Genomic DNA, 14,828 nt, shown 5'->3' with positions numbered 1-14,828 from the left:
GATCGACTGCAAGATCAAAGCTGAGGCTCTTCGTCGGGAGCCTGCTCCGCGGCGAGGGTAACATAGAGATTGCGTCCGCGGAGCGCTTTCACGAACTGAATCATGTACTCCACCGCCGCGAACAGGAGCCCCAGGAAGGCAGCCGAAAAGAAGATCCAATTGGGGATGCCGAGCGTCGGTGTTGCATTGTTCAAGTTCGTCAGGGCTGCAACGGCGACCGAATAGGCCGCGATCCCGAAGCCGATGACGCCCGTCCCCGCGATCAACACATGAAGTGGCTGGCGCACCGGCTCGGGCAGCCCCTGGATGAACTCCTCCATCCTGATGTTCGCACCCGATGAGACCACATACGGAAAGGTGATGAAGGTCACGCAGATCAGCATGAACCGGGTGAGCTCTTCCGCACCGATAAAGGGAGCCCGGATGACCTCGCGCAGCACAACTTGAATGGCTGGCATTGCAATCATGACGGCGAGAAGAATGAGCGCGGCGACGCGGAAGACGAGGCGCACAGGCTCGATCATGCGATCGCCGCGAGTGCTCGCATTGGAATCTAAGAGCGCCACTCCGCCGGAGTTCTCTGTTATTGACATCGGATTGCTCGAATGCATCCCGAGTGCGGAAGGCCGGGCACTTAGACCCGGCCTTCGCGACACCTCACTTCACGCTGGCGATGCGCTCGATATACGGCTTCCAGTCCGGAAAGTCCTTCGCGACCTCCGCCGCTACTTTCTGACGGAACTCGTCGATCTTGAGGCCATCCTTCTCCGTCACGAAGGTCATGCCCTTCTGCCGGAGCTGCGCGATAAGCGCTTCTTCGTCCTTACGCGCCGTCGCGAGCGTCTCCTGGGCAAGGTCGCCGAGCACCTTGGTGATGGCCTCGCGGTCCTTTTCGCCAATTGACTGCCAAGCCTTTTCGTTGATGAAGACCGGGAGGACGTTCTGCATGTGCCCGGTCAGCATGACATGGGACTGCACCTCATAGAGCTTGTTCGCATTGATCATGGTGAGCGGGTTTTCCTGCCCCACGACCATGCCCGTCATCAAGGCCGTCGGGAGCTCACTTACCTCTACGGGTGTCGGTATTGCACCGAAACCGCGGATCATCGTTGTCCAGAGCTGCAGCGGCACCCCGCGGAAGGGTTTTCCCTGCAGGTCGTTCGGAGAATAGACCGGCATCTTCGCAGTCATCTGGCGCGCACCGCGGAACAGGCGCCCGACGATACGGATGCCGCTTTCGCTGGAAAGCGTCTTGTTGAATTCCTGGAGCACTTCCGAAGTCTTGGGATCGGTCGCGGCAATCGCGTGTTGCCCGTCCCTGTAGACAAAGGGTGCATTGAAGACGGCGATGTTCTTCGCGAGCCGCGCAAGCGAAGCGAACTCGTGATGGCCCATGGCAATCGTGCCATTCCGGACGCCGTCGATCAGTTCCTGGACTCCACCGAGCTGAGAATTGGGGAAGACCGTGACCTTCACACGGCCGCCCGTCGCCTCCGGGATCCGCTTCGCCGCCTGTTCGGCATACCAGTACTGGATATCCCCTTCCGATCCGACATGGGCGTAGCGCAGCTGGACCTGTTGTGCCTGGGAGGCCGGGACATGCGCAGCAAACCCGGCCACCAATGCTGCTCCGGCCATAAGAAGAGAACGGCGTTTCATGTGCGATTTCCTCCGAGATGCATTTTAGTCGCCTCGATCATGGCGTCTCGCGAGGCGATTGACGGAAGAGTTGCATACCGAGCCGGCTTTGGGAAGAGTATGGACAAGGTTGTAGCTGTCGCCAGAGCCCCTGCGGGGCGCCGAGGTTGATGGTCATTCCAGCGAGCACATCCGGCGAGGAGGTCGGGAGAGAATGGATGAGAGCCGCCGGGCCGGAGCGCTGCAGATCGTCGATCCGCATCAGCACTTCTGGAATATCGAGCAGAATTACTATCCTTGGCTCTGTGACGAGCCACTGATCCCGTTTCGTTACGGCGATTACAGCGCACTCCGCCGAAACTATCTCCCGATTGATTACAGGACGGATTGGGACGGCATCGAGGTGCTCAAGACGGTGCACATCGAGGCGGAGTGGGACCACCGCGACCCGGTCGGAGAAACGATCTGGATCGAGAGGCTCTCGGCACAGGAGGGCCTTCCCACAGCGTGTGTCGCGCAGGCTTGGCTCGGTCGCGGTGATGTCGGCGAAGTGCTGGCCCGGCAGAGCGAGCGCCCGCTCGTCCGGGGCATCCGTCAAAAGCCCCGGGCTGCAGCCTCACCATCGGAGGCGAGACGTGGGACGCCCGGCTCCATGGACGATCCTGCCTGGCGGCGAGGCTTCGCGCTTCTCGAGAGTCACGGGCTTTCGTTCGATCTGCAAACACCGTGGTGGCATCTCGATGCCGCGGCCGATCTGGCCCGTGATTTCCCGGATACCCAGATCATCATCAACCACACGGCTCTTCCATCCGACCGAAGCCCGGAAGGGAGGGCCGGCTGGCGCCGCGCACTGGAGCTCTGCGCGCCATTCGACAATGTTGCCTTGAAGATCTCGGGGCTCGGCCAAGTCGGCCGGCCTTGGACCGTTGAAGCCAACGGACCGATCGTCCGCGACGCGATTTCGATCTTCGGAGTCGGGCGCTGCATGTTCGCGAGTAATTATCCCGTGGATCGACTTGCGGGTTCCTTCGCGGAGATCATGCAAGGATTTGCTGAAATCGTAGCGGATCTCCCGGCAGCCGATCAGCGGCGGCTCTTCAGGGAGAACGCAGAGCGTCTCTACCGGCTCTGAGAGGCGAGCGTGCCTATCTCCGGCGAGGAGACATGTCAGACAAGCGGTCGGCAAGTTCGGCGACCCAAATCGGGAACAGGGAGGAAGGATATGACCAAGATCGGTTTCATTGGGCTTGGACTGATGGGCACGGGGTTCACGAAGCGCCTCGTCGCAACCGGACATCACGTCATCGGCTGGGACATCGATCCCGAAAAACGAGCGGCCGCAACGGAGTGGGGCATCGACCTCGCGGGCTCTGCTTCGGAAGTGGCTACCAAGGCCGATATCATCGCGATCTGCGTGACGACCACCCGCGCCGTGGAGGATGTGGTTGCCGGCCCATCCGGTCTCCTGAGCTCGGAAGGGATTGCAGGGACCATCGTGGTCGACTTCTCGACCACCGAAATCGAGACGACGAAGAGCCTCGCCGGGAAGCTCGGTGCTGCCGGCGCGGCTCTAATCGACGCTCCCGTTTCGGGTGGCCCCGGGGCCGCGCAGGAAGGCACCCTGGCAATCATGGTGGGCGGGAACGAGACCTCGGTCGAGGCCGCACGACCGGTGCTCCAGAAGCTCGGCCTCGTGACCCATATGGGCCCGACCGGAGCAGGCCAGGCAACCAAGCTCGTCAATCAGGTCCTGTGCCTGACGAATTATTGCGTGGTCGCGGAAGGGCTTCGGCTCGCGGAAGCATACGGCGTCGATGCCCGCAAGATTCCGGCGGCGCTCGCTCCGGGTCTCGGGAACTCCGCCGTTCTCCAGGCTATCTTCCCGCGCATGGTCGAACGTGATTTCGCCCCCAGGGGCTATGCGCGTCAGATCCTCAAGGATCTCGAAATGCTCCACGATGCCACCCGGGCAGCGCATCTGCCGATGCCGATGACTTCGATGGCGACAACTCTGTTCAGGTTTCTGGTCGCGCAGGGCAGCAGCGAATTGGACGGCGCCGCGATCGTGAGCCTTCTTCCGGAACTCAGAGAAGACTGAGCTGAACCTAAAGATCCTGCACCCTGGCAGATCCGTCTCAGGCCAAGGGCGCCCTACAGACAGGGCTTGTTCATGCGCCTGGAAACGATTTCGTGCGCAGCGCTCCGGGGATCTCCGGATGGAGCCTATGCAGCATCCGTCCGTATCTACTGTATGTGGGGCCTCGAGCCTGGAAGGGAGCGCTGCGAGCGGCGTTCACGATTCGCTGCAGAGTCCTGACTGGTCCGCTGCGCAGCCCGTTCCGGCTTGAGACCGATCGCCACACACCCGACCGCCACTTTGGCCGCGCAGTGACACCGATGGCCGGTTTTCGGCCTTCTCCCGCGTCCGAGAGCTGACTCACGCGTCGAAACGAGCCGATTTGGCTGTCGAATGGCTCGCGGCACGTAAGGCTCCTTCTCAACCTTGGCAGTTGCGTCTCCTTTCTGACATTCCTTTACGTAATATTCATTGCTTCGACCTGTGGCCTATGCCAGGATTCCCACAATAAGAATGAAAGTAGATCGAGGGCGGGAGGGAAATATGCTCAAAGGCGAAAGTGTGTTGCGTGTCGAGTCGGACCAGTACGGCGAGAGCGTAACCTATCCGCCGGAGCTGCTCCCCGCCATGCAGTCGGCGCTCAAATTTCTTGCAGACCTCGCGCTCGAGCACGAACAAGAGCTCGCGCAGCTCGAGTCGAGCGCAACTCATCCCGAATTGAAGCGGCAGTTCCGGATCCGGCTCGAGGAAGCCTATTCACGCAGGCGTGCCCCTTGCCTGCGCTATCTTTCCGAGCTCCAGTTCCAGGCTCTGGCGAGCCTCCGCCCTTCCAAGGAAGAGCCTGCTCGCCGCCGCTGGAGCTGACGGGAGCAGGCGCGTAACCGGAAGGCCTCAGATCCAGCCTTGCAATTCGCGATCCACGATGTGCCGGATCACGCGCATCCCGTCCTCGCTGTCGTTGAGGCAGGGCAGATAGGCGAATGACTCGCCGCCATTGTGCAGGAAGATCTCCCGGTTTTCGACATCGAGCTCCTCGAGGGTCTCGAGGCAATCGGCTGTAAACCCGGGCGCAACGATCGCCATGCGCTTCACACTGGATTCTGCCAGGCTCTTCACCGTTTCATCGGTATAGGGCTTGAGCCATTCGTCGGGCCCGAATCGCGACTGGAAGCTGATCCGGAAGCGATCCTCCGGCCAGCCGAAGGCCTCCCGCATGAGCCGCCAGGTTTTCACGCATTGGCAGTGATAGGGATCCCCTTTCAGGAGATATTCTTTCGGCACGCCGTGAAATGACACGAGAATGACTTCAGGCTCGAAATCGAGTTTCGCGAGATCCCGGCGCATCGAGGCCACGACGGCATCGATATAGACGGGATCGTCGTGATAGGGGGGCGAGATCCTGATCGTCGGCTGCCAGCGCATCTGCATCAAGGCGCGGAACGCCTGATCGCAGGCGGTCGCGGACGTCGCTGCCGAGTATTGCGGATAGAGCGGCACGAGCAGGATGCGGTCGCAACCCTGGTCGAGCAGCGCCTGGATGCGCGGGCCTACCTCGGGCTTTCCGTAGCGCATGGCCCAATCGACGCTGACCCGGTCGCCCGCCACGGCGCGGAGATGGCTCGTGAGATCCTCGGCCTGGGCGCGAGTGATGGTCTTGAGAGGACCTTCGTTGCGATCCCGGTTCCAGATCGTCTCGTAATCGCGGCCCTTCCGACCGGGCCGGGTCGAGAGGACGATCAGGTTCAGAACCGGCCACCAGATCAGCCTCGGGGTTTCGATGACCCGCCGGTCCGAGAGGAACTCCTTGAGGTAGCGGCGCATCGACCAGTAATCGGTCGCCTCGGGGGTGCCGAGATTCATCAGGAGGACCCCGATCCGGCCCGTCCGCACGACGGGATGGTCCACGGGGCGCACGCCCGAGGCCTCGAAGGAGGACGGATCAGCCTGGCTGTTCATAGGGTGCTCTCCCAACGCACAGCGCGGCTCCCTTGCGAAAGCCGCGCTCGACGTCGGAATACATAAGGCGTCCGCCTCACTGTGCAAATCAGCCAGTGCTCGAGCCGCGCGTCACGGCGTCACGGATGAGCTCGGTCCGGGATGCCGGCCTGCCCCTCTCGGTCGGGCAACTCGAGGTAACGCATCTCCCTTGCGAGTCGAGGCGCGGGACCGCATCCTCGAGCGCTCGCAGGGGGAGCACACCATGGCGACAGTTTCGCGCCGCCAGACGCTGGGATTGGGACTCGGAGCCGGACTGTCGGTCACGATGATCGGCAGCCGTGACGAGGCCGCCGCCGCGCCATCTGACGCGACGTTCAGCCTGCTGCTCGTGAACGACATCTACAAGATGTCCGGCGTGAAGGGGCGCGGAGGCTTCGCGAAGCTCGCGGCGGTCGTGAAGCAGGAGCGGGCCCGCGGGGTGCCGATGCTCTTCTGCCATGCCGGGGACACCTTCTCCCCGTCGCTCATGTCCGGCTTCGACCAGGGCGCCCACATCGTCGAGCTCACGAACATGATCCGGCCGGATGTCTTTGTTCCCGGCAATCACGAATTCGACTTCGGAAAGGACATCTACCTGCAGCGAATGGGCGAAGCGAAATTTCCATTCTTCGCCGCCAATGTGCGCCAGGCCGACGGAACGCCCGTTCCGGGAGTGAGGGATTCCGAGATCTTCACGCTCGGGTCCGTGAAGGTCGGCGTCGTGGGGCTGGCGCTCGCGGCGACGCCGGGAATGTCGCAGCCGGGCGATTTACGATTTGCGGCTGAGCTCGAAACCCTGCGATCCGAAGCCGGGAAGTTGCGCGAGCAAGGAGCAGACCTCGTCGTCTGCGTCGCGCACGCGGATCGCGAGACCGACTACGCGATCGTGCGCTCGCGCCTCGTCGACATCCTGCTGACCGGGCACGACCACGATCTCGCAATCGGCTACGATGGCCGCACCGTCATGGTGGAATCGAGCGAGGAAGGAAATTTCGTGACGGCGATCGATTTCGTCGTCTCCGCGACCCACGGAGGGAGCGAAAGGAAAATCACCTGGGCTCCGAGTTTCCGCGTACATGATTCCACCACCCTCGATCCCGATCCGGAGGTGCTCGCAGCCGTCGAACGTTACGAGGCGATGCTCTCCAAGGAGCTCGATGTCGAGATCGGCACGACCGTGACGGAGCTCGACAGCCGCTCGATCACGGTTCGCTCGCAGGAGGCGGCAATCGGCAATCTGATTGCCGACGCGATCCGCGCATTGACCGGTGCGGATGTCGCGATCACCAATGGCGGCGGCATTCGTGCCAACAGGCTCTATCCCGCCGGTACGCAGTTGACCCGTCGCGACATTCTTTCCGAACTCCCCTTCGGCAATACGACCAGCATGGTCGAGATGGCAGGTATCGACATCAAGGACGCGCTTGAGAACGGTGTCTCGCGCTTCCAGCAAGGCGCGGGCCGCTTTCCCCAGGTTTCCGGCTTGCGGATCGAAGTCGACGCAAAGGCGCCTGTCGGTTCGCGCATCGTGAAGATCGAGGTGAACGGCGAGCCGCTCGACCCCGCGAAAAGATACCGGGTGGCTACCAATAACTTCATGCTCGCCGGAGGTGACGGCTACTTGGCATTCGGCCGCGGGCGCGTTCTCATCGGCGCAACGGATGGGAACCTCCTCGCGAACGAAGTGATGATCTATGTGCGCAGCAAGGGAACGGTCGATCCGAAGGTCGAACGTCGTATCGTGATCCGATGACCGGTCCGGTTTCGGATGCCGTCGCGGCCTTCTGCGCCGATCCCGCCTCTCGTGAGTGGCGGGATCTGCCGTTCTTCCGCGACGGCACGGCCGTCGCGATCGCGGCGCGCATCGACGAGCGCATCGCCGCCGGTGCCGTGGTCCTGCCGCCGCCACAATACGTCCTCGCCGCCCTGCGCGAGACTCCGCTCTCCCGCGTCCGTGCTGTCATCCTGGGTCAGGATCCGTACCCGACGCCTGGCGATGCGCATGGCCTCGCCTTCTCGTACCGCGGCAGCCGGCGGCTGCCGGCCTCGCTGCGGGTGATCCTGTCCGAGATGGCGGCCGATCTCGATCTCCCGAGGCCGACCTCGGGAGACCTGAGCCGATGGGCGGAACAGGGCGTCCTCCTCCTCAACACGGCACTCACGGTCGAGGCCGGCAGTTCGGGCGCCCATATGGGATTCGGCTGGCAGGCCTTGGCCGATCAGGTGATCGCTGCGGTTTCGGCCCATCAGCCGGCTGTCGCCTTTCTCCTCTGGGGTCAGCCGGCCCGCGCCCGCAGTGGGCTCATCGATGACCGCAAGCATCTCGTCATCGAGTCCGGGCACCCCTCCCCGCTCAACCGCAAGAACGATTTCCGCGGAACCCATCCCTTCAGCCGTGCGAACGCGTTCCTGGAGGAGAAGGGGCGCGGAACGATCGACTGGCGGCTGGATTAGACTCTCGACACCCCGATCACGGTTCAAGTTTCGCTAACCCGCGAAGCACTATTGTCCGTCTTCCATTGCGCATTCCCGCCATAACACCGCGTTCATACTCATACGATGAATCGCCAGACTCGATTCGCACACCGCAACGAACTCGCTCTCGCGCGCCTCTATTCACAGCTGCCGCCGCGCTTTCCGAATGCCGTCTGGCGGAAGGTCGTCTCGATGCGGCGCGTTCCCGATACGCTATCGGAGGCCGTGCAGGCCTACTGGCAGGCGCATCCGCTGCGTGCCGACCGACTCGCGCGCGCGCTCGCGGCGCAGACGGGCGCTCCGGACGGATGGTCGTGGACTCTCGATATCGACCGCCGCGACGGGCTTCCGACCCATTTCCGGACGCCGCCGGCGCCCTATCGCGAGGCCGCACATTGGCGCGGGCACGGCGTCTGCTGCGTCTGCGGGCAGCCCGTCTACCGCTATGGCTGGCATCGGGACATCTGGGGCGACGGCCGCCCGAGCCGACGGGCAACCTGGCACCAGGCCTGTGTCACCGCGTGGAAGTTCTGGACGGCGCCGCATGCGAATGCGGTGCTGCTCAAGAAGCGGCAAAGGCTTCGTTGCGCAGTCACGCGCAAGCGGCTCCTGCGCGGCGCACAGGTTGATCACAAGGTGCCATTATTCCAGGTCTGGCGTGAGCACCGTCATGAGCCATGGCCGGATCTTCTGGCCTTCTGGGGCATTCCGAATTTGCAGGTGGTCACCCGCGAGGCTCACACCATCAAATGTGCCGGAGAGGCCGGCGGCCGCGCAAAGGCGCGCCGCGCCGCCGTCGAGCACGCTTCGATTGCGCCGTAGCGCTGTGAGCTGCAGGCGCGATGCACTGCCCCTACCGCCGCACTTCCGTCCTTGCGGGCCGCAGGCGCAAAGGCACAGCCCTCACCCCTGGCTGCGTTCGTCCGCGATCACCTTGCCGTCGTTCGGCAGTGTTCCCGGAGGGACGAGTTCCACCGTGCCTTTCAGCTTCATGACGGTCTGCAGCGTTTCGGCGACCTCGTGCGAGAGCGCCGTGCTCGTCTGCTCCGCCTCCGCGCGAAGAGTCATGGTATCGATCTCTCCCATGCGCGAGACGACGAGCCGGAGCCGCTTCAACTCGGGATGACGGCGTGCAACCTCTGCCACCTGCTCCGGGCGCACGAACATACCCTTGACTTTCGTAGTCTGGTCCGCACGTCCCATCCAGCCGCGAATGCGCATGTTCGTACGGCCGCAGGAGCTCACTCCCGGGAGGACCACCGTCAGATCACCGAGCGCCAAGCGGATCCAGGCATGGTGCGGGTCGAGAGAGGTCACGACGACCTCTCCCACTTCCCCGTCCGGAACCGGATCCCCGGTGCCCGGCCGCACGACTTCCAGGATAATGTCCTCGTTCACGATCATACCGTCGCGGGCCTCGGTCTCAAAGGCGATGATCCCGAGATCGGCCGTCGCATAGGCCTGCATCGCCTCGACGCCACGGTCGGCGATCTCCTCCTGCAGGCTGCGGGGGAACGCGGCCCCGGACACGACCGCCCGCTTCAGAGACGAGACGTCCCGTCCGGCCGTGGCGCCGGCATCGAGGAGGATCTTGAGGAAATCGGGCGTGCCGCAATAGGCCGCCGGCCGGTAGATTTCGATCAATTCGAGCTGTTGCTCGGTATTGCCGGGCCCGGCCGGGATCACGGCACAGCCGAGGGCCCGTGCCCCGGAATCAAGCATGAGACCGCCCGGGACGAGGTGATAGCTGAAGGTGTTCAGCACGACGTCGCCGGCTCGGAAACCGGCCGCAAAGAGCGCCCGGGCGGCGCGCCAGGGGTCGGCCTGCGTTCCTTCCGATTCGTAGATCGGTCCCGGCGAGGTGAAGAGATGCGCAAAGCTCCCTGGTGCCGCCGAAACGAAGCCCGCAAAGGGTGGCGTCGCCTTCTGGAGACTCGGCAGGTCCGATTTCCGGATAATCGGCAACGTCGCGAGCGCCTCGCGGCTGGTGATCGCGCCGGGATCGATTCCGGCGAGGTGCCCTGCATAGGCCGGCGCCTTCATGGCGCGACGGAGAATTTCGGGCAGGCGCCCGAACAGCTCCCGCTCCCGCTCCTCCGGCGCATGGCTTTCGCGATCATCGTACAATTCCGGCATGGACCTCTCCCTTGTTCGTGATTCGCGCTCGCCACCCGACGATCTCATTCGCGCGCCCGCAGCAGATACATGATCTGCACACGATTACCGCTCGATGGCGTATTGCGCTTCGGGCAATCTGCGAAGAAAGCGGCGTTACCGCAATCAGGCGAGCCAGCGCTTGCGGCGCTTGTAGCTCTTGACCTCCCGGAACGAGCGGCGGTTGCCCTCCGCAACGCCGAGATAGAATTCCTTCACGTCCTCGTTCTCGCGCAGCATCTTCGCGGGCCCGTCCATCACGACGCGGCCGGTCTCGAGGATGTAGCCGTAGGTCGCGTATTTCAGCGCCATGTTGGTGTTCTGCTCTGCGAGCAGGAACGAGACATTCTCGCTCGCATTGAGCTTGTTGACGATCTCGAAGATCTCCTCGACGATCTGCGGCGCGAGGCCCATCGAGGGCTCGTCGAGCAGGATCATCTTCGGCCGGGACATCATCGCGCGTCCAATCGCGCACATCTGCTGCTCGCCGCCGGAGGTATAGCCCGCCATCGAAGTGCGACGCTGCCGCAGGCGCGGGAAAAATTCATAGATCCGCTCGAGATCCCGCTTGATCGCAGCATTGCCGTCGCGGCGCGTGAAGGCACCGGTTAGAAGATTCTCTTCGATCGTGAGATGGCCGAAGCAATGGCGGCCTTCGAGAACCTGAATACAGCCGCGGCGCACGAGCTCGTTCGGCGACAGGCGGTCGACGCGCTCACCGTCGAATACGATCGTGCCTTTCGTGACCTCGCCGCGCTCGGCCCGCAGGAGATTCGAGATCGCCTTGAGAGTCGTGGTCTTGCCGGCCCCGTTGGCGCCGAGGAGCGCCACGATCCCTCCGCGCGGCACGGCCAGGGAGACACCCTTCAGGACGAGAATGACGTGATCGTAGATCACCTCGATGTTGTTGACCGACAGGATCGTTTCAGCAGGCGAGGCGCTGGTTGCGGGCGCGGTCTGCACGGCGGCAGTCATGGATTTCGCATCTCCTGACGAAATTCCGCGGCGCGTGCGCCGCGGTTCGGCTCATGGAGGCGAGGCTGCGGCCTTGCCTCATGTCGGCCCATGAGGTCCTACGAAGCCTTGTCGCAGGCTTCCGTACGCTTGGGCCAGCCGGTGTTCTTCTCGGCATAATCCTTGGCTGCGGCGTCGAGCTGAGCGCGGACATGGTCGGTCATGGGTTCGATCGGCTCGGTGATCTTCACCCACTTGGCACCGTCCCATTCCTGCATGAAGGCAGCACGGTGGCCGTTATGATCGGTGCAGGACAGCGCGATCGGGGATGCAAAGCCCTCGAACCCGAGTTCCTTCAAGCGGGCCGCATCGAGGTTGATGGACTCGAGGCCGCGCCGCACGTCCTCGCCCGTCACCACCTTCTTGCCGGTGAGCTTCTGCGCGTTGCGGATCCCCTCGGCGATCAGCATCGAGTTGTAGACGCCGCGGTTGTAGAGAACCTCGCCCACCTTGTCCTTCGACACCTTGGAATGGCCCTTGTCGACCACGTGCTTGATGATGTCCTGAATGGCAGGGAAATCCGTGCCGGTCGCATGCCAGTTGAGGGTCTTGAAGCCCTTGGCGCCGTCACCGGCACCGCGCGCGTCATCCTCGCTCGGCCACCAGATGGAGATGAACTTCTTCATCGGATAGCCGATGCGCACTGCTTCCTTGATGGCCGTGCTGTTGAGGGCGCCCCAACCGTACATGATCATGTAGTCGGGCCTATCGCGGCGGACGCTCAGCCATTGCGATGACTGGTTCTGCATGTCCTGCGCGCCGACCGGGTACATCTTCAGCTCGAAGCCGAAATCCTTCGAGAGCTGCTCGAGAAGCGGGATCGGCTCCTTGCCGAAGCTCGCGTCGAGATGAATGTAGCCGATCTTCTTGCCTTTGAGCTTGTCGAGGCCACCCTCCTGGTCCGCGATATACTTGATGATCATTGAGGCCCCATCCCAGTAGGTGTTCGGCGGATTGAACACCCATGGGAAGATGTCGCCGCGAGCCGAGGCCGAGAGCCCGTAGGCCATGGATAGGATCGGGATCTTGTCGACGGCAGCTCGTGGGATCAGCGGCAGGGTAATGCCGGTGGACCAGGGATTTACCATGACGGGGTTCTTGCCCTTCACGGCTTCGTAGCATTCGACGCCCTTCTTGGTGTCGTAGCCCGTCTCGCATTCCTCGATCGCGAGCTTGACGCCGCCGATGCCGCCGTCGCGCTCGTTGAGCATGGCGAGATAGTCGCTCAACCCGTTCGCGATTGGAATGCCCGAGCCCGCGAAGGGACCGGTGCGGTAGGTAAAGAGCGGGACGTAAATCGTCTCCTGTGCCAAGGCTGGTAGCGCCGTGGCTCCGATGAGTGCTGCAACCGCGGCACCGATGCCGAGTTTTCGGAACGACATTCTTATTTTTCCTCCTGCTGATGTCCGCATGGAAGGCGGACGTTCTGGATAGAATTCACGTCTCCTTGGCGCGCCGTTCCCGCGGCGCGGGATCCGCCGTCAATAGGGGAACGGCCAGACCCGAAGCTTCTGTTTGGTGATCTGCCAAAGCCGCGCGAGACCGTGCGGCTCGACGATCAGGAAGAAGATGATGAGCGCGCCCACCAGCATGAACCGCAGGTGCTCGATGGTCTCGGCCCCGATATGGATGCCGAACGGTTCGAGCAGAGCCGGTAGCACGATGCCGAGAGCGATAGGCATGATGAAGATCAGGGCAGCACCGAAGAACGACCCGATGAGGCTGCCCAGTCCCCCGATGATCACCATGAACAGGATGAAGAAGGACTGGTTGATGTTGAACACGTCGTATTCGGCGCCGCCGTACCAGAGAAACACCAGGAGCGCTCCGGCGACGCCGCAGTAATAGGACGAGACCGCGAAGGCGAGGAGCTTGGTGGGCAGGAGCCTGATGCCCATGAGTTCGGCCGCGATATCCATGTCGCGCACCGCCATCCACATGCGGCCAATGCGGCCATGCACTAGGTTTGAGGCGAACCAAGTGAGGACGATCACGAGAGTGAGGACGACGAGGTAGCGCGTCTGCGAAGTCGCTGTCGCTCCCATGATCGGGATGCCAAAGAGCGTGCGAATGGGCACCTCGATCGCGCCGGACACGTTGTAGTTCACAAGCCACGGTACGCGGATGAAGGTCCATTGCAGGAAGAACTGCGCCGCGAGCGTCGCGACGGCGAGGTAGAACCCCTTGATGCGCAGGGAGGGCAGGCCGAAAATCACGCCGGCCGCCGCCGAAAAGAGCCCGGACACGAGAATCCAGACGATTACGTTCACGTCGGGAAAGATGCTCGTCAGCTTGTAGCAGGCGTAGGCGCCGACGCCCATGAAGGCGCCAGTGCCGAGGGACAGGAGGCCCGCATAGCCGGTGAGGATATTGAGACCGATAGAGGCCAGCGAAAACACCAGAAAGGGGATCATCACCGCCTGGAGCAGGAAGTCATTGCCCAGGAAGGCGAGCGCATAAGCCGCGGCGATGATGATCGCGAGCCCCACCCGGTCCTGCCGGAGGGGAAACACCGCCATATCGGCGGCATAGTTGGACTTGAACTGACCGGCCTCGCGGTAGAGCACGCCTTACCTCACACGCGTTCGATGATCTTCTCGCCGAACAGGCCCTGCGGCCTGAACAGCAGGAACAGAAGGGCGATCATATAGGCGAGCCAGGTCTCGATGCCGCCGCCCAGGAGCGGTCCCCAGTAGAATTCGCCGATCTTCTCGCCGATGCCGATGATGAGACCGCCCACGATCGCGCCCGGGATCGAGGTGAAGCCGCCAAGGATCAGGACCGGAAGGGCCTTGAGTGCGATAATCTGCAGAGCGAAAGAGACGTCGGAGCGCGCGCCCCACATGATGCCCGTCACGAGGGCCACGATGCCGGCCGTAAACCAGACGATGACCCAAATCTGGTTGAGCGAGATGCCGACCGACAGCGCCGCCTTGTGACTGTCGGCAACGGCGCGCAGTGCCCGGCCGATGCGCGTTTTGGAAAAGAACACGGCCAGGCCTGCGATCATCACGGAAGCGATGACGGTCGCTGCGATATCGATGTGCTGGAAGCGCACGGATCCGCCAAAGATCTCCACCTCGCTGGCACCCGATGGCAAGAAGAGCTCACTGGTGATCATCTGCTTCGGGTTCCCCCCGAAGATGATCTCACCGAGCCCGATCAGGAAATAGGTGAGCCCGAAGGTCGCCATGAAGAGGATGATATCGGGCTGATTCACGAGCGGCCTGAGCACCACCCGCTCCACGGCCAAAGCGAGGATGAACATCACCCCAACTGCGAGGAGGAGCGCGATCAGCGACGGCACGCCCATCTCGTGCAGGCCTACGAGAGTCAGGGCGGCGAACACCACCATGATTCCCTGCGCGAAATTGAACACGCCCGAGGCCTTGAAGATCAGCACGAAACCCAGCGCAATCAGCGCATACAGCACGCCCGAGACGAGCCCTTCCCAGAGCGTCTGCACCAGGAGGTCGGGCGCATCTACCATCAG

Annotated in this window: 14 protein-coding genes; 6 read left to right on the top strand and 8 right to left on the bottom strand. The window is 63.0% G+C overall.

Annotation, left to right across the window (positions count from 1 at the left end; translation table 11 throughout):
* Positions 1 to 14: 14 nt before the first annotated feature.
* Together BN1233_RS05750 and BN1233_RS05745 are read right to left on the bottom strand one after the other, a co-directional pair.
* On the bottom strand, positions 15 to 524 hold the full coding sequence (locus BN1233_RS05750; RefSeq protein ID WP_052763707.1) for a TRAP transporter small permease: 510 nt from the start codon (positions 522 to 524) through the stop codon (positions 15 to 17).
* A 133-nt stretch (positions 525 to 657) separates the two neighbouring features.
* Positions 658 to 1,659 carry a TRAP transporter substrate-binding protein gene (locus BN1233_RS05745; protein WP_052763706.1) on the bottom strand — a complete coding sequence of 334 codons (1,002 nt, stop codon included), beginning with the start codon at positions 1,657 to 1,659 and terminating at the stop codon, positions 658 to 660.
* A gap of 193 nt (positions 1,660 to 1,852) precedes the next feature.
* On the opposite strand from BN1233_RS05745, the gene BN1233_RS05740 reads away from it, so the two are divergent.
* The 3 genes from BN1233_RS05740 to BN1233_RS05730 all read left to right on the top strand — a co-directional run bounded on the left by BN1233_RS05740 (position 1,853) and on the right by BN1233_RS05730 (position 4,579).
* Entirely contained in the window at positions 1,853 to 2,770 is a 918-nt protein-coding gene (locus tag BN1233_RS05740; protein ID WP_046862609.1) for an amidohydrolase family protein, read from the top strand.
* 90 nt (positions 2,771 to 2,860) lie between these two features.
* Complete coding sequence (locus tag BN1233_RS05735) at positions 2,861 to 3,736, top strand: NAD(P)-dependent oxidoreductase (protein ID WP_046862608.1); 876 nt, start codon at positions 2,861 to 2,863, stop codon at positions 3,734 to 3,736.
* A 522-nt stretch (positions 3,737 to 4,258) separates the two neighbouring features.
* Positions 4,259 to 4,579 carry a hypothetical protein gene (locus BN1233_RS05730; RefSeq protein ID WP_046862607.1) on the top strand — a complete coding sequence of 107 codons (321 nt, stop codon included), beginning with the start codon at positions 4,259 to 4,261 and terminating at the stop codon, positions 4,577 to 4,579.
* A 27-nt stretch (positions 4,580 to 4,606) separates the two neighbouring features.
* On the opposite strand, the gene hemH is transcribed toward BN1233_RS05730, so the two are convergent.
* Positions 4,607 to 5,671: a ferrochelatase gene (gene hemH / locus BN1233_RS05725; protein WP_046862606.1), complete on the bottom strand. Its 1,065-nt coding sequence runs from the start codon at positions 5,669 to 5,671 to the stop codon at positions 4,607 to 4,609.
* A 244-nt stretch (positions 5,672 to 5,915) separates the two neighbouring features.
* On the opposite strand from hemH, the gene BN1233_RS05720 reads away from it, so the two are divergent.
* From BN1233_RS05720 to BN1233_RS05710, 3 genes are all read left to right on the top strand, one after another.
* Positions 5,916 to 7,445 carry a bifunctional metallophosphatase/5'-nucleotidase gene (locus tag BN1233_RS05720; protein ID WP_046862605.1) on the top strand — a complete coding sequence of 510 codons (1,530 nt, stop codon included), beginning with the start codon at positions 5,916 to 5,918 and terminating at the stop codon, positions 7,443 to 7,445.
* Positions 7,442 to 8,146, top strand: coding sequence for a uracil-DNA glycosylase (ung, locus tag BN1233_RS05715; protein WP_046862604.1), 705 nt, complete (start codon positions 7,442 to 7,444; stop codon positions 8,144 to 8,146). Before BN1233_RS05720 ends, ung begins: the two co-directional genes overlap by 4 nt.
* Positions 8,147 to 8,251: 105 nt before the next feature.
* Entirely contained in the window at positions 8,252 to 8,989 is a 738-nt protein-coding gene (locus tag BN1233_RS05710) for a hypothetical protein (protein WP_046862603.1), read from the top strand.
* A gap of 81 nt (positions 8,990 to 9,070) precedes the next feature.
* On the opposite strand, the gene BN1233_RS05705 is transcribed toward BN1233_RS05710, so the two are convergent.
* The 5 genes from BN1233_RS05705 to BN1233_RS05685 all read right to left on the bottom strand — a co-directional run bounded on the left by BN1233_RS05705 (position 9,071) and on the right by BN1233_RS05685 (position 14,825).
* Positions 9,071 to 10,303: a phenylacetate--CoA ligase family protein gene (locus BN1233_RS05705; protein ID WP_046862602.1), complete on the bottom strand. Its 1,233-nt coding sequence runs from the start codon at positions 10,301 to 10,303 to the stop codon at positions 9,071 to 9,073.
* Positions 10,304 to 10,447: 144 nt separating this feature from the next.
* Positions 10,448 to 11,296 carry an ABC transporter ATP-binding protein gene (locus tag BN1233_RS05700; RefSeq protein WP_046862601.1) on the bottom strand — a complete coding sequence of 283 codons (849 nt, stop codon included), beginning with the start codon at positions 11,294 to 11,296 and terminating at the stop codon, positions 10,448 to 10,450.
* Between the two features lie 98 nt (positions 11,297 to 11,394).
* On the bottom strand, positions 11,395 to 12,717 hold the full coding sequence (locus BN1233_RS05695) for an ABC transporter substrate-binding protein (RefSeq protein ID WP_046862600.1): 1,323 nt from the start codon (positions 12,715 to 12,717) through the stop codon (positions 11,395 to 11,397).
* Positions 12,718 to 12,816: 99 nt separating this feature from the next.
* Positions 12,817 to 13,902 (bottom strand): branched-chain amino acid ABC transporter permease, encoded by a 1,086-nt coding sequence (locus BN1233_RS05690; protein ID WP_046862599.1) that lies wholly within the window; start codon positions 13,900 to 13,902, stop codon positions 12,817 to 12,819.
* An 8-nt stretch (positions 13,903 to 13,910) separates the two neighbouring features.
* The gene (locus BN1233_RS05685; protein WP_197094617.1) at positions 13,911 to 14,825 is read right to left on the bottom strand and encodes a branched-chain amino acid ABC transporter permease; all 915 of its coding nucleotides are present in this window, start codon (positions 14,823 to 14,825) and stop codon (positions 13,911 to 13,913) included.
* Positions 14,826 to 14,828: the final 3 nt, after the last annotated feature.

The organism is Microvirga massiliensis (assembly GCF_001006805.1).
In the GTDB taxonomy this organism is placed as follows: Bacteria; Pseudomonadota; Alphaproteobacteria; order Rhizobiales; family Beijerinckiaceae; genus Microvirga; species Microvirga massiliensis.
This window is presented reverse-complemented; position numbering and strand designations above follow the sequence as displayed.

What these genes read in the sequence shown, in the direction of transcription:
- ung (WP_046862604.1), top strand. Translation starts at nt 7,442, where the DNA reads ATGACCGGTCCGGTTTCGGATGCCGTCGCGGCCTTCTGCGCCGATCCC.
- BN1233_RS05695 (WP_046862600.1), bottom strand. Translation starts at nt 12,717, where the DNA reads ATGTCGTTCCGAAAACTCGGCATCGGTGCCGCGGTTGCAGCACTCATC.
- hemH (WP_046862606.1), bottom strand. Translation starts at nt 5,671, where the DNA reads ATGAACAGCCAGGCTGATCCGTCCTCCTTCGAGGCCTCGGGCGTGCGC.
- BN1233_RS05730 (WP_046862607.1), top strand. Translation starts at nt 4,259, where the DNA reads ATGCTCAAAGGCGAAAGTGTGTTGCGTGTCGAGTCGGACCAGTACGGC.
- BN1233_RS05710 (WP_046862603.1), top strand. Translation starts at nt 8,252, where the DNA reads ATGAATCGCCAGACTCGATTCGCACACCGCAACGAACTCGCTCTCGCG.
- BN1233_RS05685 (WP_197094617.1), bottom strand. Translation starts at nt 14,825, where the DNA reads ATGGTAGATGCGCCCGACCTCCTGGTGCAGACGCTCTGGGAAGGGCTC.
- BN1233_RS05705 (WP_046862602.1), bottom strand. Translation starts at nt 10,303, where the DNA reads ATGCCGGAATTGTACGATGATCGCGAAAGCCATGCGCCGGAGGAGCGG.
- BN1233_RS05740 (WP_046862609.1), top strand. Translation starts at nt 1,853, where the DNA reads ATGGATGAGAGCCGCCGGGCCGGAGCGCTGCAGATCGTCGATCCGCAT.
- BN1233_RS05720 (WP_046862605.1), top strand. Translation starts at nt 5,916, where the DNA reads ATGGCGACAGTTTCGCGCCGCCAGACGCTGGGATTGGGACTCGGAGCC.
- BN1233_RS05735 (WP_046862608.1), top strand. Translation starts at nt 2,861, where the DNA reads ATGACCAAGATCGGTTTCATTGGGCTTGGACTGATGGGCACGGGGTTC.
- BN1233_RS05745 (WP_052763706.1), bottom strand. Translation starts at nt 1,659, where the DNA reads ATGAAACGCCGTTCTCTTCTTATGGCCGGAGCAGCATTGGTGGCCGGG.
- BN1233_RS05700 (WP_046862601.1), bottom strand. Translation starts at nt 11,296, where the DNA reads ATGACTGCCGCCGTGCAGACCGCGCCCGCAACCAGCGCCTCGCCTGCT.
- BN1233_RS05750 (WP_052763707.1), bottom strand. Translation starts at nt 524, where the DNA reads ATGATCGAGCCTGTGCGCCTCGTCTTCCGCGTCGCCGCGCTCATTCTT.